The 23,457-nt window shown below is 41.6% G+C and carries 23 protein-coding genes; 10 read left to right on the forward strand and 13 right to left on the reverse strand.

Annotated elements, in window-relative coordinates; genetic code table 11:
• Positions 1–193 precede the first annotated feature (193 nt).
• From J2128_RS06885 to J2128_RS06895, 3 genes are read right to left on the reverse strand one after another with little or no spacing between them, the layout of a single operon-like run.
• Positions 194–454 (reverse strand): elongation factor 1-beta, encoded by a 261-nt coding sequence (locus J2128_RS06885; RefSeq protein WP_209690410.1) that lies wholly within the window; start codon positions 452–454, stop codon positions 194–196.
• Between the two features lie 4 nt (positions 455–458).
• The gene (locus tag J2128_RS06890; protein ID WP_209690411.1) at positions 459–620 is read right to left on the reverse strand and encodes a zinc finger domain-containing protein; all 162 of its coding nucleotides are present in this window, start codon (positions 618–620) and stop codon (positions 459–461) included.
• 22 nt (positions 621–642) lie between these two features.
• The gene (locus tag J2128_RS06895; protein WP_209690412.1) at positions 643–1,287 is read right to left on the reverse strand and encodes a uridylate kinase; all 645 of its coding nucleotides are present in this window, start codon (positions 1,285–1,287) and stop codon (positions 643–645) included.
• A gap of 44 nt (positions 1,288–1,331) precedes the next feature.
• Between J2128_RS06895 and J2128_RS06900 the strand changes: the two genes are divergently transcribed.
• On the forward strand, positions 1,332–3,041 hold the full coding sequence (locus tag J2128_RS06900; protein ID WP_209690413.1) for a phospholipase D-like domain-containing protein: 1,710 nt from the start codon (positions 1,332–1,334) through the stop codon (positions 3,039–3,041).
• Between the two features lie 101 nt (positions 3,042–3,142).
• Here the strand turns inward: J2128_RS06900 and J2128_RS06905 are convergent, their stop codons facing one another.
• The 3 genes from J2128_RS06905 to J2128_RS06915 all read right to left on the reverse strand — a co-directional run bounded on the left by J2128_RS06905 (position 3,143) and on the right by J2128_RS06915 (position 5,217).
• Positions 3,143–3,991, reverse strand: coding sequence for an rRNA adenine N-6-methyltransferase family protein (locus J2128_RS06905; RefSeq protein ID WP_209690414.1), 849 nt, complete (start codon positions 3,989–3,991; stop codon positions 3,143–3,145).
• Positions 3,992–4,305: 314 nt separating this feature from the next.
• Positions 4,306–4,464, reverse strand: coding sequence for a hypothetical protein (locus J2128_RS06910; protein ID WP_209690415.1), 159 nt, complete (start codon positions 4,462–4,464; stop codon positions 4,306–4,308).
• 261 nt (positions 4,465–4,725) lie between these two features.
• Positions 4,726–5,217 carry a DUF367 family protein gene (locus tag J2128_RS06915; RefSeq protein WP_209690859.1) on the reverse strand — a complete coding sequence of 164 codons (492 nt, stop codon included), beginning with the start codon at positions 5,215–5,217 and terminating at the stop codon, positions 4,726–4,728.
• Between the two features lie 9 nt (positions 5,218–5,226).
• Here J2128_RS06915 and J2128_RS06920 point away from each other — a divergent pair, with 9 nt between their 5' ends.
• The 3 genes from J2128_RS06920 to J2128_RS06930 all read left to right on the forward strand — a co-directional run bounded on the left by J2128_RS06920 (position 5,227) and on the right by J2128_RS06930 (position 8,981).
• A complete protein-coding gene (locus tag J2128_RS06920; RefSeq protein WP_348632371.1) occupies positions 5,227–6,108 on the forward strand; it encodes a nucleoside 2-deoxyribosyltransferase in 882 nt (293 codons plus the stop codon).
• A gap of 63 nt (positions 6,109–6,171) precedes the next feature.
• Positions 6,172–7,536 (forward strand): sensor histidine kinase, encoded by a 1,365-nt coding sequence (locus tag J2128_RS06925; RefSeq protein ID WP_209690416.1) that lies wholly within the window; start codon positions 6,172–6,174, stop codon positions 7,534–7,536.
• A 20-nt stretch (positions 7,537–7,556) separates the two neighbouring features.
• Complete coding sequence (locus J2128_RS06930) at positions 7,557–8,981, forward strand: response regulator (protein WP_348632372.1); 1,425 nt, start codon at positions 7,557–7,559, stop codon at positions 8,979–8,981.
• Positions 8,982–9,133: 152 nt separating this feature from the next.
• On the opposite strand, the gene J2128_RS06935 is transcribed toward J2128_RS06930, so the two are convergent.
• Entirely contained in the window at positions 9,134–11,344 is a 2,211-nt protein-coding gene (locus J2128_RS06935) for an ABC transporter substrate binding protein (protein WP_209690418.1), read from the reverse strand.
• Positions 11,345–11,750: 406 nt separating this feature from the next.
• Between J2128_RS06935 and J2128_RS06940 the strand changes: the two genes are divergently transcribed.
• Entirely contained in the window at positions 11,751–11,927 is a 177-nt protein-coding gene (locus J2128_RS06940; RefSeq protein WP_209690419.1) for a hypothetical protein, read from the forward strand.
• A 272-nt stretch (positions 11,928–12,199) separates the two neighbouring features.
• Here J2128_RS06940 and J2128_RS06945 read toward each other — a convergent pair whose 3' ends face one another.
• From J2128_RS06945 to J2128_RS06965, 5 genes are all read right to left on the reverse strand, one after another.
• Positions 12,200–12,769, reverse strand: a complete 570-nt coding sequence (locus J2128_RS06945; protein ID WP_209690420.1) for a flavodoxin family protein — start codon at positions 12,767–12,769, stop codon at positions 12,200–12,202.
• 41 nt (positions 12,770–12,810) lie between these two features.
• Complete coding sequence (locus J2128_RS06950; protein ID WP_209690421.1) at positions 12,811–13,920, reverse strand: DUF362 domain-containing protein; 1,110 nt, start codon at positions 13,918–13,920, stop codon at positions 12,811–12,813.
• Between the two features lie 162 nt (positions 13,921–14,082).
• Positions 14,083–14,922 carry an ABC transporter permease gene (locus J2128_RS06955; protein ID WP_209690422.1) on the reverse strand — a complete coding sequence of 280 codons (840 nt, stop codon included), beginning with the start codon at positions 14,920–14,922 and terminating at the stop codon, positions 14,083–14,085.
• Positions 14,923–14,937: 15 nt separating this feature from the next.
• Complete coding sequence (locus J2128_RS06960) at positions 14,938–15,903, reverse strand: ATP-binding cassette domain-containing protein (RefSeq protein WP_209690423.1); 966 nt, start codon at positions 15,901–15,903, stop codon at positions 14,938–14,940.
• 236 nt (positions 15,904–16,139) lie between these two features.
• Positions 16,140–16,331: a hypothetical protein gene (locus tag J2128_RS06965; RefSeq protein WP_209690424.1), complete on the reverse strand. Its 192-nt coding sequence runs from the start codon at positions 16,329–16,331 to the stop codon at positions 16,140–16,142.
• Between the two features lie 139 nt (positions 16,332–16,470).
• Here J2128_RS06965 and crcB point away from each other — a divergent pair, with 139 nt between their 5' ends.
• The 3 genes from crcB (at position 16,471) to J2128_RS06980 (ending at position 20,861) form a co-directional block, all read left to right on the forward strand.
• Positions 16,471–16,857, forward strand: coding sequence for a fluoride efflux transporter CrcB (gene crcB / locus J2128_RS06970; RefSeq protein WP_209690425.1), 387 nt, complete (start codon positions 16,471–16,473; stop codon positions 16,855–16,857).
• Positions 16,854–17,207 carry a DUF190 domain-containing protein gene (locus J2128_RS06975; protein WP_209690426.1) on the forward strand — a complete coding sequence of 118 codons (354 nt, stop codon included), beginning with the start codon at positions 16,854–16,856 and terminating at the stop codon, positions 17,205–17,207. Before crcB ends, J2128_RS06975 begins: the two co-directional genes overlap by 4 nt.
• A gap of 168 nt (positions 17,208–17,375) precedes the next feature.
• Complete coding sequence (locus tag J2128_RS06980; RefSeq protein ID WP_209690427.1) at positions 17,376–20,861, forward strand: PAS domain S-box protein; 3,486 nt, start codon at positions 17,376–17,378, stop codon at positions 20,859–20,861.
• A gap of 70 nt (positions 20,862–20,931) precedes the next feature.
• Here J2128_RS06980 and J2128_RS06985 read toward each other — a convergent pair whose 3' ends face one another.
• Positions 20,932–21,444 (reverse strand): hypothetical protein, encoded by a 513-nt coding sequence (locus J2128_RS06985; RefSeq protein WP_209690428.1) that lies wholly within the window; start codon positions 21,442–21,444, stop codon positions 20,932–20,934.
• A gap of 383 nt (positions 21,445–21,827) precedes the next feature.
• Here J2128_RS06985 and J2128_RS06990 point away from each other — a divergent pair, with 383 nt between their 5' ends.
• Both J2128_RS06990 and J2128_RS06995 read left to right on the forward strand, forming a co-directional pair.
• Entirely contained in the window at positions 21,828–22,196 is a 369-nt protein-coding gene (locus J2128_RS06990) for a hypothetical protein (protein WP_209690429.1), read from the forward strand.
• A gap of 152 nt (positions 22,197–22,348) precedes the next feature.
• Complete coding sequence (locus J2128_RS06995; RefSeq protein ID WP_209690430.1) at positions 22,349–23,269, forward strand: Dam family site-specific DNA-(adenine-N6)-methyltransferase; 921 nt, start codon at positions 22,349–22,351, stop codon at positions 23,267–23,269.
• Positions 23,270–23,457 lie beyond the last annotated feature (188 nt).

Below are 23,457 nucleotides of genomic sequence, written 5' to 3' on the forward strand. Positions count from 1 at the left end.
AGTTTGAAAACCGCAGATCCTGATTAATTTATGCCGGACAGTAAAAATTCGCTAAAGTTACGCTTTTAATGGATTGCGGCATAGCATATCTTTTGCATTTCCTGTTTTATTTTAAAAGCATCTCGTTTTATGGAATTAAAATAGTATATGGAATTTTTGTCAATTCCAATATGCATGCCTGATATTATCTTTTTTATGTAAGTGTCAGGGATTCAATCTCGGCACTCTGAACACCGTCGATTGAACAGAGGATATTTTCAGCCTCTTCGGAAGCTCCTGCCTCCCCGTCGGGGATTACTATTGCAACCTTCAGGGCCGAAAGTCCGAATCCGATAGGCTCTTCCTGGATATCCTTTGTTCCCGGATATTTTTCCTTGATTGCAACCTTTAATGCCGCAAGATCAACATCCGGTGATTCGGGCATCACTTTTACGATAATTACAACGTCACCCATTGTCTTATGGCCCCTGGAATCCGCATGACTGGCAGACGTACGGGATGCTCTGGTGTCTGCACCTGTGGCATCTGTAGATAATGCTGCCGCATTTTGGGCATTCAAATTTTGTCCATCCCGCCTCTGAAAGAGGCGCTTTACATGATGTACATTTTTCTGTTTCCATACTCTTTTCTCCTAAAATTATCTTATAAATTCGGTGTATACCTTCTTAAAAACTTCCCATGGACATGAGTGCCGAAAAAGTCTTCACCTGACAGAAATTTCTTCAGCACTTCGGGTTTTCTGGCATTTACAACCCATGTGTCAATATTTTTTTCAAGAACGTAATGCAGAAAATACGGGTCGACCTCTTCAAACTCCTCCTCTGCGCAGACTTCCTTTAAAAAAGAGCCGTTCTTTTTCAGGCCGTCTGTGGACTTGAGTACGAGAAGGTCTGCTGAAAGGGTCTCTGCGACCCACGCAGCTATCGAGTCTGACGTTACGTCCCAGGAATGCGGGAGAGGATCTTTTTCCCTCATTATCCTGTAGGGGAGAAGGACTCTTACCCTGTCAGCGCCACCTTTCGTTTCGCAGGGGTTTTCGGTGGACTGAACTCCGAAAGATGATATGTAATGGCCGTACTGCTCCATCCCCAGGATTGCCATCCAGTGTGCGGCATCGGGTTTCGGGTCAAGCTCACGCACAGTATCGGCAAAGACTCCGCCGCCCGGGACTATCAGGACTCTTCTGCCTGAGTCCTTAAAAATGGTGGTTACACCGGAAATAACATCTGTAAGGCTCCCTCCGGCCTTTGCAACCAGGAGACTGTCATTGTGTCCTGAGTTTTTCATGTCTTCGCCAGATATAATATTCAAAAAGTCATAATAACTTCTAAATGGCGGGGGTACACCAAAAGTTAATTCTTGTTCTCGTTATAGCTGTCCTGCTCTTCTTTTTAGTGTCCTCCGCGTATGCATTTAAGATAACATCGGTCTGCCCCGATACCTGGCAGAAGGGTGAAGGCGACGAGTATTTTGTCATATCCGGAAACGGGAGTCTTGACGGTTTTATGGTAAGTGACGGCGAGGGAAGCGTCAGGTTTGTCTCCGGCGACTTCTGTAAAGGCTCTGTAACCGTTGCAAGGGAGGGCAGGGCGTATGAGGCTGTTCACGGTGCACCTCCTGATTATGAAATCTATGACACCGACCCGTCTGTTCCAGGTGTCGTGCGCTCGGGAAATTTCAGGATGGGAAACAGCGGTGACGGACTGACTCTCTTTGAAGACAACAGGCCTGTGCAGGAGGTTGCCTGGCCGGGCGACTTCAAGAGCAGGGAAGGGATGGTTCATGTGTTAAAGGACGACGTGTGGGACGTACGTCCGTATTACATAGGCCAGTCGGATTTCGGTCCGGTCACTTTTGAAAATGTATCGCTGACGGCTTTTGTCTCACCCGACTGCTCGTATGAAGTTATCTCTGATGCAATAGAGAAAGCGGAGTCTGACATCAAATTTAACGTATACGAGTTTACAAGTCCTGAAATTGAAGGGCTTTTAGAGAAAAAGGCAGGCATGGGAGTGTTAGTAAAAGGACTTCTCGAGGGAGGGCCTGTAGGCGGGATATCAGGAGAGGAGTACTGCCTGGCATCAAAGCTTTCCGGTGCAGGCGGCATGTTATACACGGTCGAAACAGAAAAAGGGGTTTTTCATACACCTTACAGGTATGACCACGCCAAATACCTGATATCTGATGACAGAAACGTCCTTCTAACAAGCGAGAACTTTGGGGAGACAGGTTTTCCCCTGAAAGGAAAATCCGGAAACCGCGGCTATGGTGTTTATATCAGGGACATAAACTTCACGTCCTATTTCGGTGACGTGTTTGAGACAGATACTTCAGGCGGCTGGGTTACGCCTTTTTTTGGAAAGGAAAAATACCCTGAAGAGGAGTTGGAAAAATCTTTCTCGCCCCTGTTCGAACCGGAAAATTTCACCGGTGTTTCTGTAACGCCTGTCCTCTCTCCTGATACGAGTTATCTTATACAGGATATGATAGAAAAAGCGCAGACTTCCGTTGATATAGAGCAGGCCTATATCAAAAACTGGTCGTCCGGTAAAAATCCTTACCTTGAGGCGGCGGTGTCTGCCGCGGATAGAGGGGTGCGTGTCCGCATTCTCTTGGATTCATATTACTACAACACTGAAGACGACAACGACAATGATGAAATGGCGGATTACATAAATTCGGTTGCAGAAGAGAGAAACCTGAACCTTTCGGCAGCCCTCATTGATTTAAACGCCCTTGGCGTTGAAAAGATTCACAACAAAGCCGTAATAACCGACGGGGACAACGTTCTGATAAGTTCTGTTAACTGGAACGAAAACTCACCTTCGTACAACCGTGAGGCAGGGGTGATTCTTTCAGGAGGCAGTGTAGGGAAATATTATCAGGACGTTTTTGACTATGACTGGTCAAGACGCCAGGGCACGGGTTCTGCAGGAATTATAGAGTCCGTTTCGAAAGACGGCGGGTACATGCTCAAATTTTTTATAGCACTGTTTGTAATAATTCTGTTTGCCGCAGTCTACTTGGTAAAGAGAAGATGATGCCAATATTGACTTTTCATGGCAGCTTTTTCCGGTGATTATAAGGCTCTGGAATAAAGTCTCAGATTAATAGGTGGATACACGGGGGGAAACCCAAAAAATTAGAAATCCCGGTTGTCCCGGACTTGTCCGGCATCCCAGCACATGCAGACACGGTTTGAAAAGCCGGAAATTTTGGTTTTGCCGTCTGATCTGCTCCTGAAAAATTCAAGGACTTTTTTTTTGTCATCTTCATCAATAACCGAGTGCCTCTGGCAGATTCTTGCGCATGCCTCTTCAGGCGACCCGTATACATCATGGACCCCGAGCGGAAAAGTAGTTACATCAGGGTATATACCGAGGTCTGAAAGGACACCGTATAATATGTCTGCCTTAGGTCCTGGGTAGAAGTCCTTTGACTTTACGGTCTTCCACATGTTTCTCATTTCAGGATCGTCCCACGTGAAGTCCCCGGCAAACCAGAACAAAAAGACCTTTCCTGAGCATACGGAGTTCATCCTTAAAATTTCAGGGCCCAGGTCTGCAATAGACAGAGAGTACGATGCGATAACCTTTTCAAACTTACCTTTAGGTAGTTCATTTAAAGACACTTCCTCCCATTTTTTCCGGATAACCGAGAGGTTTGAGAGGCCGTTTTCAATAGCCCTTTCTTTCAGGACCGTGCACATCCCGCCTGAAGGCTCCACTGCAACGACACTTTTTGCAATCTTTGCCGCAGGAATGGTTATTGTCCCGGGGCCTGAACCTATGTCAAGGATAGTATCGTTTTCTTTTGGGTTTATCATTTTTATCTGGTCTTTAACCCTTGCAGTATCCTTTTTTGTCCTGTCCCAGTAGTCTCTTGCGTGCTTTACCGACTCCCATTTTACGCGGTTTCCGTGTTTTTCGTCTTCCGAGAACACTTCAAGCATCATGCTTTTCCAGATAGCGCTGTATGGTATTTTTTCCACTATGATCTGTTCCTCCTTTATTCGTCTGCTCTTTTTGCCTGTCCCGGGGAAAAAATTGTAAAAACTTTTTTTCAGGGCAGGGCGGTATTTTAAAATTGAAGGTATTATCTTTCAACTGAAAAACAGCACCTGTGTTTCTGGTGCGGTTTAACTATTCTCTTCGATAGACAAATGAAAAAAACTAACGGCTTTATGAATCGCTTTTATTTTTACCCTGCCTGAATTAATTTTACCTGGTAAATGCCGGAAAAATATCCGGTATACCAGGGTTAAGGTAGCAATTGTGAGAATTTGTTTTTCATTGCGGCGGAGAATTACTGCCCTTTCTCCGCCGCCAGAATAAGAGCGGGATTTATTTTATCCCTGTATGAAAAAACTCTTTTTTTGGACAAAAGATTACTGGTTTTATCTGTCTTCTGGTTATTATCTGGTGTTCTCTCTAATGAAATATCAAGCTCATCTGCGGTGATCATTTATGAGTTTTGATCTTCTCTTTGCTGCAGCCTCCTAAAAAAACCCGTATTTAATGGTCTCTCTTTTGATACCCTTCTAAGTTTTTTATTCTGGGGGAGGCTATACAGATGTCTGGTTTCAGCATATATATCTTTAATGGCAATAATATATGCCCAAACTATATTTTACGGGTTTCACTGTGTCTTTATGGCAATCATATGCACATTTTATGTGAGTTAAAAATGCAATATTTTAGGTTTTTAAGAGTATATTTTTGACATTTAGAGATAATATGACTGTATTTTGACGATTTCCGAGGAGTCCTTTGCACCGGCGTATTCTTCAAGGGGCTCTGCATTTACCTCGAGAAATCTCAACCCCCAGTTGAATTTTGAAAGGACCGTTTTTGCCTGCTCTTTTTCACCGATAATATAAAGCGCCGCGGAAAATGCCTCAACTGAGTTCAGCATAAACGGCCTCCCAAAATGCCCGGGGTTTGCAGCGACAAGAAACGGAAGTGCACGCCTCCTTTTCCAGCCTTCTATTATTCCGGTATTGAGAGTCTCCCATGAACAGTCAAGTACTGTTATTGACGGTGATATTTTATCCGCCGGCGAGAGTGCCTGACCTGCCGTAGGGTCCAGGACGAGAGTGTTTCTTGGAACAGATGCTATTTTCGGGTATATTCTGACCATGCCGAATCTGTGAAGTTTCTTTACCGAACAGACCCTTGGATCACAGCTGTTGTCCCGCCATGCATAAAGCGGTATCATCATTTATACTTGGTAACCAAAATCGTATCAATGTTTATACTGATGTGCCCGTGCATAAAAGACCCCGGGCTGAGGGCAAAGGGTATTACAAAACCCTCTGACATCAATATGTTTGTACGGTGCGTAGAACGGTGCGGGACTTTCGGAGTTGAAATAGTGTATCTTCCGTGTCCCGAGACGATATATCTCGGTAAAGAAAGGGAACCGGGGAGTTATCTTGACAATCTCAATACCCCTGAATTTGAGAGGCTTATAAAAGACCTTTCCGGAGATGTGCACGCTAAAATCCGGGACATGGGAGCTCCTTTATGCATTGTAGGCGTTGATTCATCGCCTTCCTGCGGTGTTACCGCGACCTATTACTCTGATGAGAAAAAGCCCGGCAGAGGGGCATTCCTGAATCTTTTTTCAGGTATTCCGGCTTATGACGTATCAGTGTTCTCGAAATACAGGGTATATCTTGCTGCACCGCTTTTTACTGCGGCCGAAAGAAGTTTTAACAGGCGGCTCTCAGAAATCCTGGGAAAAAATCTTTTTGACGTTTATCTTCCCCAGGAGACGGGAGACTGTATCGGTTCAAGAGAAGCATATCTAAATAAGAGTATTTTTGAAAAGAATCTGTCTGAACTCAAAAAGGCGGATATCGTCGTATCCGTAACAGACGGGGCAGATGCCGATTCCGGCACGTCATGGGAGATGGGTTTTGCATATGCCATGAATAAAAAGGTCGTATCACTGAGGACGGATTTCCGCATGGCCGGGCCAAATGAAAGGGTCAACCTGATGCTTGATGAGTCCTCTGTCGTCGTTACAACGGTAAAAGACCTTATTGAAGCATTGAATTCTCCGGTAAAGGACATTTTTCCATACGAACAAAATGATTTCCTCTGATATCTAAAAATAAATACTCCTACATTAAATAAATTAATAATAAATAATAATCCTGGTCGATTTATGCTGATAAACGGTTCAAATGAAAGCGAGTCAGGCGGTCACTGGAAAATAATAATTTTAGTCCTGACACTGCTCGTTTTTTTCGTAAATTTCATCTCTTATCTTTTTGATATAACGGATACCGTAGCCAACCTTTTTCTCATACCCGTGATAATAGCTACCTTTTTTTTCCGGAAAAAAGGGATGGTTTATACACTTGCGGTAATGGGCATTTACCTTGTCTTCGTATGGGCGGTTGCTCCGGAACCTTCAGTAATAGTCGATGCGGGAGAGCACGCGATTGTTATGGCAGGTTTGGGGCTTATCATCACTCTTTTGAGCATTGCCCTTCACAGCAGTGAGGAGAAGTACAGGCTTCTGTTTGAAACGTCTCCTGCGCCTCTTATAGTAACTGATTCAAACGGCATCATAACTGATGTAAACGACAATTTTTATTCCCAGTTCGGATATGACAAGAAGTGTCTGGTCGGATTTCCTGTACAAAAACTTAATTTTATAGCAGAGGGAAGCCGCAAAGTAATCGAAGCTGTCATGCTGTCAGGAAAAAGTCCGGGTTTGCAGAAAAGCAAAATAAAATCTCCTCCTGAAATTTATATCGAGGACGAAAAGGGCTCGGTTCATACGTGCAGGCTTTTTTTCAGCGCTTCTGACAGAAGTGACACAGACGCCGAGATGAAGATGATAAGTCTTCTTGACATAACTGATAATGTCATCGCCGAAAAGAGAATAAAACTTTCTTTAAAGGAAAAGGAGATGCTTTTAAGGGAGGTTCATCACAGGGTAAAGAATAATCTTCAGATTATAGTAAGTATACTGAGGCTTCAGCTCAGCAGGACTTCAGACCCGAAAACCCGTGATATTTTAAGAGACTGCCAGAGCAGGGTGTACTCGATGGCGATGGTCCACGAAAAGATGTACAGGTCCGAAAGCCTTGCGACTATTGATATCAGGGAATACCTGGAGCACCTGTCAAAGGATATCCTGATGGAATATTCGGATATGATAGGAAGGGTGACAATTGACGTTACATCAGAAAAAGACTTGAATTTTGACCTGGATACTATCGTCCCCTGTGCACTTATAACAAGTGAGCTTCTTACGAATTCCATGAAATATGCATTCCCCGGGAATAGGCAGGGACATATAAAAATAGATATATATGGAAAAAAAGCACCTTATACTTTATACTACAAAGATGACGGTGTAGGAATCCCGGAAAATTTTGACCCTGAATATGTAGATACCCTGGGAATAAAGATAGTGATGTCCCTTGTCAAGCAGCTCAGAGGGAATATGGTTATGAGGAACAGTTCGGGGACCGAGATTATAGTGATATTTCCTGTAGAGACTGATTTAAACGTTTAAATAAAGGGAAAGTGAGACCTGTGGCCACTAATAAAAAGATACTCATTGCAGAGGACGAAGGGATAGTATCTCTTGAGATAAAGGAGACGCTTGAAAATCTTGGCTATACAGTTGTCGGCGAGGCTCAGACCGGGCTTGAAGCGCTGAAAATGGCAGAAAAGCTCAGTCCTGATCTTGTCCTGATGGATATTATACTCCAGGGGGATATTGACGGAATAGAGGCAGCCGAAAGAGTTTATTCCCTGTATGATATACCTGTAATATTTCTGACGGCTCATTCCGATGAGGCGACATTAAAAAGGGCGCTTAAAACCAACGCCTTCGGTTATCTCATAAAACCCTTCAATGAAAGGGAGCTATACAGCAACATCGAGATGACTCTTCACAAGCACAGGATCTTAAAGAAAGTCGGCTCTCCCGGTGAAACCGTTGAAAAAACGCTTGTTCTGGTGTCAGATGCCGTGGTTACGACTGATACCCGGGGCAATATAACGAGAATAAACCCCCCGGCGGAATCACTTACAGGATGGATGAGAGGTGATGTTCTGGGTTTTGATATATTCTCGATATTCGAACTCGACCAGGGGAAAGTCCTTGGCCTGATGGATTCGGTCAGAAATGATTCATTTGAAAGGAGGACTATGCTTTCGTGGGCCGACGGGCTTAGTCTGAAGAAGAAGTCCGGTGACAAAATCCCTGTTTCAATGAATATCGGGTTTATAAAAGGTAACAAATGGGAGCCTGACGAATTCTTTTTTGTAATCATACCTGATGACGTAAAGGACGAAAACGGCGAATGCAGGCTTGAGAGGTACTACAGAATAGTAATGGACCTGATGAACAACTCGGTCTTCATGATAAACTCTGACATGAAAATTGTCGTTTATAATCAGGCTTTTTTGGATTTGTGTGCAAATATCGGAATATCTCTTGAAAAACTTGACAAACCGGTTTATGAAATTCTTCCTTCCGAAATCTTTGGGAAAAAGTGGGATTACCAGGAGATATTTGACAACGGTTCTTCATACAGGATGGAAAGAACATATAAAAATGAAAAAACCGTCAGGTATCTTACGATTGAAACTATACCGCTCTCGGATAACAATTCGATAACCCATGCTGCGTTTATAGGGTCTGACACCACGCGTGAGAAGGAGATTGAGGAGAAAGAAGAGAGAATCTCGATGAATTTTAAGGCTCACAGTGAAAATGTAGAAGAGATAGCAGACCTGTGTGCACGCATAAAGATGCCCCTCGGAAAAATCAGAAAAATCTCGGAATCATCGGCATCCGCGGATCTAAAAAATATATCTGCCGCAGCTTCTGAAATTTCTGAAATTTTACTGGATATTGACCTGAAATGGCTGAAATACGAGAAAATAAAGACTTTTTTTGATCTCATTAAAGAGTCCTCCTCAGGCGGAGAGAAAAAGGAAGAGGCATAGTAAATTTGCAGTTTTTTATATGGAATATATGCAACTGATAAAAAAGTGAATAGAATACCATAACAGTTGTTTTGTGAGTCCTGTAACTTTATTTTTATGCGGGATGGCCTATTTACGGATGTTTACTGTTCAGACTAAAAAAACACTTTAAATTATTTTATGTCCCTTATATCTGCCGGTACGTGCCACAGATTATCAGGGACTGTCATCTCAAATCTGGCGCATTTCCCGTGAATTCCTGTTTCACGTATCTTTATGCCGGTTATTTCAAGAATGTCCTTTACCAGAAACAGTCCGTACCCTGAATTTCCACCGAATCCTTTCTCAAAGATTTCCTCTTTTTTGTCCTCTTCTATACCTATCCCGTTGTCTTCAACTGTTATAATCCCTGATTTGTCGTTTCCGGTTTTAAACGAGACGCTTATTTTTGTTGCGGATTTACCGTGACGTTTTGTGTTGTCAAAAAGGTTAAAAAATACTTTTTCAAGCATTTTGTCCGCAAATATCTCTACGTTTCCTGTCTCTATTGATATGACAGTATTTTCGTCCTTTGCAGATGCAGCAGCCCTTTTTGCAGCTGTTGCGACATTCTGCCAGACAGGTTTTGAAAGCCCCATCTCCTCGTAGTCTTTTGTAAAGTTTATCTGCTGCTGGATGACTTCTGCCGGGCGTACAAGTTTTGGAATATATTTTGAAACTTTGGGATTTTCTCCGATGTCATCGTTCATGATTTCAATGTATCCCAGAAGTGCCGTAACCTGGTTTAAGATGTCGTGCCTTGTAACTGACGATAGTATGCTGAGTTTTTTATTCGCCTCCAAAAGCGCATTCCTGTACATTACGGTCTCGTCTATATCCGTAAAAGTTCCGACAATCCTTTCCGGGCTGTTTTCACTGTCTTTTTCAACGTTTCCGCGTGAGCGTATCCATTTCCACCCTTTGTCCTTTGTCATTATCCTGTAATCCTGGATGAATTTACCCCCGGATTTTATGCAGTTTTTATAGCCTTCAATGAAGGCCTTCCTGTCGTCAGGGTGGATCATCTTTATCCAGGTGTTTGGGGTTATCACAATTTCACCAGTTCTGTAGCCAAGCATTTTAAGTCCTGCGGAATTTGTGTAGTACTCTTTTTTATCAAAATCCCAGTCCCATAGTCCGTCCTGGGTTGCGTAAAGGGCCATTGAAAGCCTTTCTTCGCTTAGTTTCAAAAGTTCCCCGGTTATTTTCAGTTTTCTGTTTAGAAAGACCAGTACAACAAGTATGACAAAAAGCCCTATGCATGCAAAGATTATTATGGTGAATTCGGCTACGGAGATACTGATGAAATTTGGAGGTTTATTTATTACAGTGGAGTTTTCAGGTAGTTTTGAGAGATCGTAGCCGAAATTTTTGAGTATGTCATAATCGAACAGGGGCTGGCTGACGTTGTAATGTGTAATCGGGATTTTTGAAGGTTTAATGCCGTTTATTATCTTTATTGCCTTTTCGGCGGCAAAATATCCATGCACGTATGGGGAAGAGACAATCCCTCCTACCGAACCTGTTCCGACGAGGTTGTCAACCATAACATATACCGGTACGGAACTGGCCCCTGCTATTGCTTTTACAGCCTCTTTGTTTGTGAATACCTCGCCGTTTGCGTCCCTGTTGAATACCGTGTATATTATTGCCGAGTCATCGGGCATATTTGAAACTTCATACAGAAGTTCACTCATCGGGATATCATATATATTGACGAATTCAACGCTGCCGTCGTAGTCCTTTGTTATATTTTTTATAACATTTCTGTAGGACTGTCCGGTCTCTGTGTCGTCTGTTATGAAATATATGCACTTTAGTTTGACAGGGTTTATCGCAATGGCATTGTTTATGTTTTCCTTTATAGGCAGGGTTTCAAGACAGCCTGTAATATCAGGGTATCTTTTGGTGAAATCCGGAGCAACTTCATTTACACCGCAGAAGACAACAGGCGTATTATTGTTGAAAAGAGTTTCTCTGTTCACTGTGACAAAGTTCAGGGCGTTATCGTCAGAGGTAATTATGACGTCAAAGTTTTTGTTCCGGTATTTGTACATGTAGTAGTTGTAGAGATTTTTGTAATTCTCTTCAGAAGGATAGTTTTTCGTATCCATGTATTCAGTGTAAAGGTTCACATTGCCATTTTGGGAAATGCAGTCCGACACTCCTCTTGACTCGTCATCGCTCCAGTCAAGGCCTTTGTGGTATGAATTGATATACAGTACGTTTTTTGTATCCCCGGCATGCACCGGCTGAATGGCGGAAGATACTATAAACGATAAAAGCAGCAGAAGTATGATTTTATGCATTCTCTTTTTGTAGATTTCCGGATTGTTGTGGTGCATGGTGCAGAAGTCTCCAGTAATTGCGTTGAGTGATTGTATTGTTTAAATTATTCAATTTATATCCGTAATGAATTCCTTTGACGTGAAATTATATATTTTTGATATATTCTATAAAATTAAAAAGGTTTTTCAATGAAATTTTTATTTCAATTTAGTAAAAAAAATGACTGTTCTCTGTACTTTGGGATAATTCAGAAAAACCGGGAAAATATATCAGATTAAATTTGTATATCTCATGATTGAATCATAAAGAGTGTTTGAGGTTTTATTTTTCAATGGCCGGATAAATCTGTAAATTGCGTCAGCATCTCCGAAATCAATGTTACTAATGTCTGTTTTAAGTGCCAATGAATTTTCTGGACACAAAGACTTTATACTGGACGTGAATATCTTTTTGTAATTAAAAATGGGGCATTTTAATCTGTGTATAAAAGACGGGCTTTTAAAACCTATGAGCCTGTCAGACGTTATGGAAAGGGAAGAGTGTGAACTCTTCACGTCTTCGCACTCTGCGGATGAAGTCATTAGGTCCTGCGGAAACAATATGGTCTCCTTTATATCAGAGCGTGATGAGGCGGATTAAACTTTAGGAAAGTGAAACAATGGGCCTTGAGACTTTAGGTTTTTAACCGTTTCACTTTTATTTTGAGTCTCTGCCGGATTCGAATATATTTTTCGGGGTATTCAGTCCGGCCTTTTATTTTTAGTGCGATGAAACCGGTTTTAAATTCAGTCTGCTCTTTTTTTCTTTCGGGAAGACTCCCCGCTTTTATAAACCTGTATATGGTTTATACTATATTCTGGGATAAAAAAATGATTTTGGTATCCGGCTGGCTTTTCCTGTCAAAAAAAGGTTTACTGGTTTAGGGATTTTAGTATAAACGCCACGTTGCTGCCGAATTTACGTACGGTATCTATTCCTTCTTTGTCTTCTGCAACAGCGCCTGTGTCGCCTCCGAATGCAATGTTCCAGTAGTCCGAGCCTGCGACAATCATGTCGTTTATGAAATAGAACATCAGAAGCTCCTGGATTGTAGCTGTCTGTCCGCCTCTTCTCCCTACTGCTATCGGGCCTCCGACCATCTTTGACAAAAACCTTTCGCCTGCGTAGGAGACCATGGAAATTCTCTGTATAGCAGACATAATGTCCCCCCTTGCCGTCCCGAAGTATACCGGAGCTGCAACAATCAGGCCCTGTGCGTCTTTGATTTCATCTATTACATCGTTTAAACCGTCGTCTATTGCGCATTTGCCTGTTTTTTTGCAGCTCCCGCATGCTATGCAGGAAGTAAACGCTTTTCCGCGGAATGAAATAATCTCAGTGGTGAAGCCGGCGCTTTCGATTGCATCCGCACATTCGGTGCACAGGATTTTTGTATTTCCGTTTTCTCTGGGACTTGCGTTAAGAATAATTACATCTGCCATTTTTTACGCACCCTTTTTTCTTTGTTATAAGAATAAATTATTCAGATTTTTATAAGTTCGTACGAGGCAGTTCCAAGTCCTATCTCCTCTCCGTGGATAATCTGCCTGTCGGCGTCGGTATAGCTCCATGTCCCTTTGAATTTGTCTTCGCCCGGCAGGTGGTTGCACTGAAGGTGCGTCCCTTCGTTTCCTTTCTGCATGTTTACAAGGTCACGGCATGCCGCATCGATTGCCACGGGGTCGTCTGAAGCAAGTATTCCTATATCTGGAACAATCGGGGCATCGCTCCATGGTGCGCAGTCGCACAGAGGTGTCACGTTTATCAGAAATGTGATGTATGCTGTTTTCTTATCCTTTCCTTTTACTGCCCCGAGAGCATATTCCGCAATTCTTTCGGTGAAAGGAACTATATCTTCGTCCCAGCAGAATGATATTGCCCCTTCGGGACACGAAGGTACGCACTGGCCGCAGGATGCGCATTTGTCCCCGTTTATGTAGGATTTTTTATCGATTATTTCGGGAGCTTCAAAACTGCATACTTTCCTGCATTTTCCGCATCCTGTGCAGAGGTCCAGGTTGACTTCCGGCTGAAGCACCCTGTGCTGGTCGCGTTTTCCTTCATATGTCGCACAACCCATCCCAAGGTTTTTTATCGCTCCGCCAAATCCTGCGACGATATGGCCTTTGAAGTGTGAAACTACAATCATGCTGTCGGCTTCACATATTTCGGGCGCTATTTTGACTGTTTTGAAATGTTTTTTGTCAATTGTGACTTCACAGTGGTTGTCGCATTTAAGGCCCCCGCCTATTACTATCGGTGCGTTTGTTACGGCATAGTCAAATCCGTGCTCTATTGCGGTTTTAATATGGTTTACGGAGTTGTGTCTTGACCCTGAGTAAAGTGTGTTTGTGTCTGTCAGAAACGGGTTTGCGCCGCATTCTTTGATATTGTTTATTATTCTTCGTACAAAAACCGGATTTAAGTATGTATCGCAGCCCTCCTCACCGAAATGAACTTTTACGGCAGTAAGGTCACCTTCAGAAAGGGCTTTTCTGGTCTCAGCCTCGTTAAAAAGCCTGTCTATAAGTTCTATTGTATTTTCAAAAGGCCTTTTGTGCTGCAGGTCTGCAAAATAAACTTTCGATGCCATCAGTTACTATTTAAGTGCTGTTTCAGTTATATTTTTTGTACGGAAATTCTGTTGTAAACAGCTGTATCTGGCGTGTTTTTAAAAAATTTAGTAATATCATGGTTTTTTATATGCCTGAAATCTTAAAAAAGTATTACATTATCTTAATAATCTGTTGTTCTTTTATGTGACGACTACCTTGTTTACCGTTCTCCAGGCTGTCGCAAACATAGCTGCGGCGAATACTACAAGGTACGTAAACGATATCAGGATGTCCAGGGAGGAGTATGCAAAATGCATCCCTATCGCATTGAAATCATTTCCTATTGCAAAGTACCTTATCCCGTTTATGAGGTGCGTGAGTGGGTTTAAGTCCGCTATATCCTGGACGACCGAGGGCATTCCGTCAAGGGGGTAAAGGGCGTTTGATGCAAAAAAAAGCGGCATGGTAAGAAGCGTGGTAACCCCCTGAAAACCCTCCGGTGAGTCCATCCTGAGTGCAATAGTGGCGGAAATACTCAAAAAGGAAACCGCAAAAAGCGAGATAAAAAGAAAAATCCCGGCGACTGATATTATTGTCTGAAGGACAGAGTACCCTGAAAAGAACTGAACTCCAAGTATCAGGCCGAAGACGAGAATTATCGATGACTGTATAAGAGATTTTGTAACTCCGGACATTGTTATTCCGGTTATAAGGTGCCTTCTCGGCATGGGGCTTGCAAGGATCTCCCTCAGGATGCCCCAGTTTTTGTCGAATAGAAGTATGAACCCACCGAATATATTCGTGAAAAGTATTGTGACGGCTATTATTCCGGCGCACATGTAAGTAAGATAGCCGACTGACATAGCACCTGACACTTCCTGGGATGATGACAGAATTCTGTCGAAGTTTCCTGCCATTGATATTCCGAAGAATGCAAGCCAAAGTGCAGGCTGAAGAAGAGAGGAGAGAAGCTGCGTCTTGAAACGCAGGTATCTTGTCATATCCCTCTTGTAAATATTAAAAAATCCTAGGTCTGCCATTCTTTCCTCTTTTTTTTATGTGCTGCTTTTTACCCCGTCTCTTAGTGCAGTGCCCGTGTAGTGCAGGAATACATCGTCCATAGAGGGTTTTTTCAGGTTTACCGATACGGTTTTGAGGCTGTTTTTTTCAAGAAGCTGCAATATTTCCGGAAGAATCCTTGCCCCGTCATATTCCGATGTAAGGACCAGCACCCCCTCTTTTTCAGAGACACTGCGCACTCCGTGATGGCTTTTTAGTATTTCCAGTGATTTTTTGTTTTCAGATGTTTCAAGGTATATTATGTCTTCTCCCAGGCTGTTTTTAAGTTCTCCGGGAGTCCCGGTAGCAATAATCCTGCCGTTATCTATTATCGAGATTCTGCCAGAAAGTTTATCGGCCTCGTCCATATAGTGGGTGGTCAGAAAAACCGTCGTGCCGTTTTTGTTTACGTCTCTAAGGTATTCCCATGTCTTCATTCTTGTCTGCGGGTCCAGTCCAATCGTCGGTTCGTCGAGGAACAGGACCTGCGGTCGCGTAAGAAGACCTCTTGCAATCTCAAGACGCCGTTTCATCCCCCCGGAAAGCTCTTTTATCAGGGAGTCTCTTTTATCGGAAAGTTCTACAAGTCTTAAAAGCTCTTCAATCCTTTTATTCATCAGGTCTTTTTGCACTGAATATAATCTTGCGTGAAATTCAAGCGTTTCGTAAACCGTCATGTCACGGTCAAGAGTAATCTCCTGAAAAACTATCCCTATGGATTTTCTCACCAGTTCCGGTGAACTTTTAAGGTCGTAGCCTGCTATCCTGACCGTTCCCTCCTGGAGCTTTAAAAGAGTAATCAGGACATTTATTGCTGTACTTTTTCCTGCCCCGTTTGGTCCTAAAAATGAAAAAATCTCCCCTTTGTTTACATAAAACGAGATCCCTTTTACTGCCTCAAAATCCCCGTATTTATGCTTTAAATCTATTACATCAATTATTTTTTCCGGTTTATGCGCCATTTCGTTACTTGTCCCCGGTTTCTTTGAATTTTACCTGCATGTTTTCTAAAAATTTCATTCTATGGTATAAATTATTATTCAAAGAAAATATTCAAAATATAAAGGTGGCATACAGGAGGGGGGGGTGGATTTTGGGAGATGAAAAAAGATTGGATATATTTTTTGCTGAACTATTACCATATCAAAAAATAAAAAAAAACTATAGTTTTCGTTTTTTGCACATTTATGCCTGAAATCTAAAGAAGGTCGTCATCTTTTTCGTCAGCGAAAAATCCCATGGATATTGCGTCAATCTCATCCTCTTCACTGCACCTGACCATTATTATTACTGAGCCGTCCTTCAGAATGTCCCCGGGTTCAAGGCAGTAGTCGTCGGGAATTTCTATCTCCTCCTCTTTTCCGTCGGATCTCCGAACAATAACCAGCAAAACAAAACACTCTCAAAACGATATAGGATTTCAGGAAAATATAACATTTTCCTATGGGAACCTTTCCCGGGGAATATTATTATGTGCCTGCAGCTAGAAACTAAAACCTGCCAAAAAAACAGTTTACGGAATTTAAACTATGAATGCTTTACTGCTTGTAGGAGTAGGGGGGTTTGTAGGCGCCATAGGGCGTTATCTGATCTCGGGCTGGATTCAGGACGGTTACTCGTCGTTCCCGCTGGGAACTATGGGGGTAAATGTTATTGGAAGCTTTCTTCTGGGTTTTGTTATGTATATGACCGAGTACACCGGAGTCTTCAGTGATGAAACAAGAATTTTCCTGACAATCGGCCTTATAGGGGCATTTACGACAATGTCGACGTTCAGTTATGAGTCCTTCAGGATGCTGGAGGACAGCAATGCACTGAATTTCTTTTTGAACGTCGGAGGAACGCTCTTTTTGACTCTTATGGCAGTATGGGCCGGAAGAATTATTGCAAAGATTGCAGGAGGTCTTATCTTATGATGCTTAAGAAAGGTTCAAAAGCGGTTCTTCTGAAGATATATATCGGAGAATCCGACAGGTACAGGGGAAAACCGTTATTTCAGTATCTGATTGATTTTTTCAGTGAAAAAGGTCTTTACGGCGCAACGGCGACACGGGGAATAACGGGTTTTGGTGCAACAAGCCGTATTCATACATCTTCGATTATCAGGCTTTCTTCTGACCTTCCTGTAGTAATTGAAGTTGTAGACTCTGAAGAAAAAATAAATGAGATAAAACCATTTCTTGAGGAAATTATCGGCGGAGGACTCGTCATTCAGCAGGAAGCTGAAGTATGCTATTACAGGTCAAAAGAGGACTCAAAAAAATAAAAAACAACCAAATCGTATTTTTTATTTTGCTGTTTTGATATTATTTGTTTAATCTGTGCATGTAGTGAAATAACCATATAGTTATATACATGCCAATTAGATATGGGCATAAAAAATGCCCAAAGGATTATCCGGGCAGAATTTAATGTTTTTTCAGGGGGATTTTTTGTGTACAGAGGACTGAAAGTGATGATCGTTGAGGATGAGGCTCTAATAGGAATGAGTCTTAGGAAAGTTCTCACGAAAATGGGCTATCTTGTAACCGGTGTCGCAGGAAGCGGAGAAGAGGCGTTTTCTTTTGCTTTGTCATCACACCCGGATGTCATTTTGATGGATATCCGTATAAAAGGAAATATGGACGGAATTGAGGCGGCTGAAAGGATAAACCGTGAATTCAGTGTCCCCGTCATATATGTTACCGCGTACAATGATGATGAATGCATTGAGAGATGCATAAAATCGGGGTTATACGGTTTTCTTACAAAACCTGCTGCGGCACAGGAGATTAAAGCTGCAATAGAGACCGCCGTGGAAAGGCATCGTGCACATAAGGCAGAGGAGGAGATGAGAAAAAAGGAGGCTATCCTAAGGGCTGTCGGTTTTGCGGCAGAAAAGTTTCTGTCAGGAGGATCTTTTGAAAAAAATATAAAGGAGGCCCTTTTAGATATAGGAAAGGCAGCAGGTTTTGAAAGGATATACCTGTACAGGTGTGACGGCATAAAGGCTGTCTTTGAATTCTCTTTGTTTTGCTACTGGGAAAATGAGACGTTTTGTGAAGATTTCATGAAAAAAGACGTGAAAAATCTCAGAACCGGTAGAATGGACGAATCATTCCTAAAAGAGGGTAAAACAACATTCTGGTCTTCAGAAATCCTGGATAACTATGGTTTGGGAGCTCTTTTCCTCTCAGAAGGAGAATATGCCATTACTGTACCGGTATATGCATGCAACAGGTACTGGGGTTTTTTGTGTTTTATTTCATCAGGGGAAAAGATATCATGGTCTGCCGGTGAAAAGGAGGGCCTTTGTGCGACTGCATCCCTTCTGGGTTCCGCTATTTCCAGTGAAATGCTTAAAAATGATATTGTTTCAAGTGAAAAAAAATACCGGAGCCTGTATAACCTTGTCAGAATAATGTGCGATAATGTCCCTGATATGATCTGGGCTGAGGACGAAAACAGAAGATGTACATTTGCAAATCTTACTTTTTGCAGGAAGGTTTTGGGAAGGGACAATACAAAAGAGCCTGTCGGAAAGAGTGCGGATTCTGTTATTGAAGACGAAAAACAGAAAAATCCTGAAAATTCTTTCCTGAGTCTTATGGAGAGTCATGCACATGATTTTGCCTTTTCAAAAGAAAAATGCAAATCTGTACGTAATTTGTGCAGTATCTGTTCAAAGGGCAAATTTTTTCATTACGACGTGTGCAGGACGCCTTTTTTTGATGATGATGGTGTATTTGCAGGTTTAGTATGGTGCGGCAGAGATATCACCCATGAAAAGGAATTTGAAAAAAATCTGGTAAGAATAAATACGAGATTTGTAACTTTCATGGACAAACTTCCTGCCTGCGCCTATATCCGTGACAAAAACGGAAAAATCCTTTATTCCAACCGTTATACAAAAAATGTCTTCTTTTATGAGGGTAATCTGGATATATGCTTTATTCCTGAGATCTTCGGGGAGAATGACCCCTGTGCACTTGATGAGGTCAACAAAAAAGTTTTCGAATACGGACCTGCGGAGATGGAAAACACCTTTATTTTACGTGACGGAAATCTCCATACCTTTAAATTCATTTTGTTTCCTGTTTCCTGCAGCAATATGGAAAATGCAGTTGGTGCAATCGGTATAGATATAACGGATACCAGAGAAGCTGAACTTTCTTTGCATGAGTCAGAGCAGAATTACCGGATTCTTTTTGAAAATGTAAATGATGCCATCTATGTAGGCGACGGGAGGGTCTGTGTAGACTGCAATTTAAAGATGAGCAGACTTCTCGGATATGAAAGAAATGAAATAATCGGCAGAAGCATTCCTGATTTTTCCCCGGAGTACCAGCCTAACGGAATGCGTTCAGATGATTACATCCATGAGATTGTGCGTCTTTCGTCAGCCGGGAAGAACCCTGATTTTTTTGACTGGGTACTTGTCAAAAAAAACGGAAATATTCTTTATACCAGAATAAGTATTAATGCCGCAACAGTTGGTCCGAAAAACCGTTTTTTTCTTGTTATCCGTGATGTAACCGATAAAAAAAGATCGGAAGAGGCTTTAAAGGAAAGCGAGATGATGTACAAAAGCCTTGTTAACAATTCCCCCATAGGCATAGAGATATTTCAGGACCAGAAAATAGTTTACGTAAACCCTTCTGTCTCCGGAATTCTGTCAATGAGTCCGGAAGATCTAATGAACAGGTCTCTTCCGGGAATTGTGCATAAGGATGATGTCGATTATATTCTTGACATCAATAACAGGAGACTTGCAGGAATCAGTGTTCCTGACTGTTATAAAATACGTGTAATTGACGGCGAAGGGCACATCCGTATAGTGGAGCTTAATGTGGTCGTAATCGAGTGGAATAAAAGACCCGCAACGCTCAATTTTCTGACCGACGTTACTGAAAAGGAGAAGTCTGAAGAAGCTTTAAGGGAGAGTGAAGAACGTTACAGAAGCGTAGTTGAAAATGCACGGATTAATATCATTATAGCCAGAAATGAGAAATTCTGCTACGTAAATCCATCCGCCGCAGAATTCTTGGGTTTTTCAAATGAAAAACTTTTTTCCCGCAGTTTTATTGATTTCATATGCAGGGACGACCGTGAAAAAGTTATTGAAATTCATAAAAAAATGTTTTCTGGTACAGATAATCCTGATGTCACAGAAAAATCCACAATACGTGCCTGGAACTGTATGGGAGAGGTAAGAATACTTGATTTTAATGCAAAACTTATACAATGGAACGGTAAGCCTGCGACGCTTAATTTTCTTGTAGACATAACGGATCAGATTAAGTCCGCAAAGGTTACTGAAAAGGCTCTTATGGAAAAGACTGTTCTTTTGCAGGAGGTTCATCACCGTGTCAAAAACAATCTTGCACTTATAATCTCCCTTCTTTCGGTACAGGCAAGGTCAGCAGATACAAAGGATGTTGCAAACTCCCTTCGTGACGCTGAAACACGGATATTCTCAATAGCAGCTGTCCATGAAAGTCTTTACAGGTCTTCGTCAATTTCAACAGTATCAGCAGGAGAGCACCTTAGAAATCTCGGGGAGGAGATTATAGGCAACTATTCAGCCGATGTTAAAATAAGTCTGGACGTTGATGGAGGGGAATGTCAGCTTGGTCTAAATCTGGCAATTCCGATAAGTCTTGTTGTAAACGAACTTTTGATAAATTCCATAAAATATGCCTTTTCAGGCAGAAAAAAGGGCAGAATTTATATTTTTATGAATTGCAGCGGTGATTTCATAGACCTCGTTGTTGGCGATGACGGCAAAGGAATACCGAATGACTTTGATCTGTTAAAGACTCATTCGCTTGGTATGACACTCGTGCGTAATATTGTGACCAATCAGCTTGACGGGACGATTGAACTTAAAGAAGGAAAAGGGACCGAGTGGGTAATCAGAATCCCTCGTAATGACTTATGAAAAATTCAGAAATTTATCCGGTTTTGTTTTTGGACAGGAAATCATTAAATGATGGTTGAAGGGCCTGTTGTCAGGCATATCTCCTGACAACTATCATCTCGCATAAACTGTCGCAGTTGCAGATAGACTTCTGGAAAACAAGTTTATATGCAGGATTCAGATTTTCAACGGCCGAACCCGCGAAATTCATGCACATTTCGTATACTATCCGCCTGTCTGTTCCTGTTTCAAGCGACTTTGAGCAAATAGGGCATTTTTTTATTGTTATTTTTGCCGTATCACCTTTTCCCTTCATGGTTTCAGACTCAGTTTCAGGTCCTGTAATGGCGGAATTTATCATCCGGAAAGCCTCTGCGACTTCAAGTGCGTTGTCCAGCGGAAGATTTAGATATGTGGCGTATTTTTTTCCTTTTTTTCCCGCTTCCCTGAATATTTTAAGTTCTGCGTCCTTTATCTTTGCATCATATTTTCCTGCTGAAATTTTCCTGATTTCATCGTCAAAGGCCTGAGGCATGTACCCTGCAAAGTCAGATGAAATTTTCCACATGGCTTCATCCGTGCTTTTTTCCTCCTTTTCCTGCATTTTTAATTTCCTCTTTTAAGGCGTAAGTTTCATTACCATACCTGCTTTTCAAGTTAATAGCGACTGTAGCACTCTGCTGGCAGAATCATATGGTGAATCTTTGTAAATATATACTTATTCCCTGAAAATCAGTCCTTCATGGCCGATATTTTATATTTACGATCTGGTATTGTAATAATTATTATGAAAAATTTATTCTGATTTATCATTTCCTCCATTATTCTTAGACATAATTATGGAAACTGCCGTTCATTTTATGCAGTATGAACTCCATATATATATACATATATTCAAACTGGGGGTTGCGGGGTGAAGCGTTGGATATACTGGTATCTATATGACTTTTCCTTTTTTTGGATGTCCGGCTCCGGGAGATCACTGATATGCAGAAATTAAAAGCAGTATACTGGGATGAAAGAACCCTTTTTTCAAAGGAAAAGATGAATGAATACATCTTGATCCTTGCAGATCTGATAAAGAACTGGAATCCGTCGAAATATGACGGAACAGCATATAAGCTTATGTCATATTTTGAGGAGATGAAAAGGGTTTTAAAAGTTTTAAATGACGATTTCGGGGAGAAAAAAAGCATCGGTGATTTTATTAAAAAATCAGACTTAAGTTCATATTCACCGCTTACAGAAGAACTTACGGATAAGTCGGTGTGGGCTATGGACAGGTGGGGAGTTGCCTTTATAATGGATGAAGGGTCCATGAAAACCATGAATTTAAAGGATATGATCCTCGGGTAGTCCCAAAAATAGGATTATCCATCAACTTTTATAATTGATCTCAGATCAAAAAACCCTTTTTTTTGGGTAATTCTTAAAACTATAGTCATAAATTGATTAAAGTTCAGATTATATGCAGATGAGATCTGTGCCGTTTTTCAGGAGACAGAATTATGCCGGGGATAAATGAAAAGCCTTTTCTTAAGTGGGCAGGGGGGAAAACCCAGCTTTTGGATGAATTTACAAAAAGAATTCCCGGTGAGCTTAAAAATGGTGAGATTACGGCTTTTGTCGAACCTTTTGTAGGTGGGGGCGCTGTTTATTTTCATTTTAACAAGCTTTTTAATTTTGATGAATGCCACCTGTTTGATGTTAACAGTGAACTTGTTCTGGTATATAACGTCATAAAAAACGATGTTGATGAACTAGTTGAGTACCTTTGTGTGGTTGCAGGTGAATTTCTTTCAAAGAATGATGAGGGGAGGAAAAAATATTATTATTCAGTAAGAAACGAATTCAACCGCACGAAACCTTCCATAAATTTCGGCAGGTATGGAAGACCGTGGATAGAGCGTGCAGGACAGCTCATATTTCTGAATAAAACCTGTTTTAACGGTTTGTTTCGTGTCAACTCAAAAGGAGAGTTCAATGTTCCGTTCGGACGTTATAAAAACCCTAAAATTGTTTATCCGGAGTTATTGAAGGCTGATTCCGATCTTCTTCAAAATACCGTTATACACCTTGGGGATTTTGAATTTTCGGCCGGGTACATCGACAGCCATGCCTTTGTTTACTTTGATCCGCCTTACAGGCCTCTTAATTCGTCGTCATCCTTTACAGGTTATTCAAGTGACGGTTTTGACGATAAATGCCAGAGGCGTCTTGCTAAATTTTATAATCAGTGCGACATGAAAAATGCGAAACTTATGCTCAGCAATTCTGACCCGAAAAACATCAGTCCTGATGACAATTATTTTGATGACATGTACAGGAGGTTTAAAATTGAACGCCTCAGTGCAAGGCGCAACATAAATTCCGATGCGAGCAAAAGGGGAGATATAAACGAGATCCTTGTAATGAATTACGATTACTAAAAAAACCATTTTTCGTGACCTTTTCTGTAGATGCTGCACGGAATTTCGGTTTGTCCTTTTAATGTTTTTTGCATATGAAACACGTTTTTTCCGGAATTTTGATTGAATTAGGGTTTAAGTTTAAAAAATTCTGGTTAATGTACAGGCTTCAATAGATATGAAGAAGAATATTTATATCCGTGGTATCC

This window comes from Methanomicrobium sp. W14, assembly GCF_017875315.1.
In the GTDB taxonomy this organism is placed as follows: domain Archaea; phylum Halobacteriota; class Methanomicrobia; order Methanomicrobiales; family Methanomicrobiaceae; genus Methanomicrobium.

Excerpts from the sequence above, each read along its gene's own strand:
- J2128_RS06895 (WP_209690412.1), bottom strand. The coding sequence starts at position 1,287 with ATGAAAAACTCAGGACACAATGACAGTCTCCTGGTTGCAAAGGCCGGA.
- J2128_RS06950 (WP_209690421.1), bottom strand. The coding sequence starts at position 13,920 with ATGGCATCGAAAGTTTATTTTGCAGACCTGCAGCACAAAAGGCCTTTT.
- J2128_RS06955 (WP_209690422.1), bottom strand. The coding sequence starts at position 14,922 with ATGGCAGACCTAGGATTTTTTAATATTTACAAGAGGGATATGACAAGA.
- J2128_RS06890 (WP_209690411.1), bottom strand. The coding sequence starts at position 620 with ATGGAAACAGAAAAATGTACATCATGTAAAGCGCCTCTTTCAGAGGCG.
- J2128_RS06985 (WP_209690428.1), bottom strand. The coding sequence starts at position 21,444 with ATGCAGGAAAAGGAGGAAAAAAGCACGGATGAAGCCATGTGGAAAATT.
- J2128_RS06925 (WP_209690416.1), top strand. The coding sequence starts at position 6,172 with ATGCTGATAAACGGTTCAAATGAAAGCGAGTCAGGCGGTCACTGGAAA.
- J2128_RS06975 (WP_209690426.1), top strand. The coding sequence starts at position 16,854 with ATGATGCTTAAGAAAGGTTCAAAAGCGGTTCTTCTGAAGATATATATC.
- J2128_RS06945 (WP_209690420.1), bottom strand. The coding sequence starts at position 12,769 with ATGGCAGATGTAATTATTCTTAACGCAAGTCCCAGAGAAAACGGAAAT.
- J2128_RS06990 (WP_209690429.1), top strand. The coding sequence starts at position 21,828 with ATGCAGAAATTAAAAGCAGTATACTGGGATGAAAGAACCCTTTTTTCA.
- J2128_RS06900 (WP_209690413.1), top strand. The coding sequence starts at position 1,332 with ATGGCGGGGGTACACCAAAAGTTAATTCTTGTTCTCGTTATAGCTGTC.
- J2128_RS06915 (WP_209690859.1), bottom strand. The coding sequence starts at position 5,217 with ATGATACCGCTTTATGCATGGCGGGACAACAGCTGTGATCCAAGGGTC.
- J2128_RS06935 (WP_209690418.1), bottom strand. The coding sequence starts at position 11,344 with ATGCACCACAACAATCCGGAAATCTACAAAAAGAGAATGCATAAAATC.
- J2128_RS06885 (WP_209690410.1), bottom strand. The coding sequence starts at position 454 with ATGGGTGACGTTGTAATTATCGTAAAAGTGATGCCCGAATCACCGGAT.
- J2128_RS06960 (WP_209690423.1), bottom strand. The coding sequence starts at position 15,903 with ATGGCGCATAAACCGGAAAAAATAATTGATGTAATAGATTTAAAGCAT.
- J2128_RS06995 (WP_209690430.1), top strand. The coding sequence starts at position 22,349 with ATGCCGGGGATAAATGAAAAGCCTTTTCTTAAGTGGGCAGGGGGGAAA.
- J2128_RS06910 (WP_209690415.1), bottom strand. The coding sequence starts at position 4,464 with ATGATCACCGCAGATGAGCTTGATATTTCATTAGAGAGAACACCAGAT.
- crcB (WP_209690425.1), top strand. The coding sequence starts at position 16,471 with ATGAATGCTTTACTGCTTGTAGGAGTAGGGGGGTTTGTAGGCGCCATA.
- J2128_RS06940 (WP_209690419.1), top strand. The coding sequence starts at position 11,751 with ATGGGGCATTTTAATCTGTGTATAAAAGACGGGCTTTTAAAACCTATG.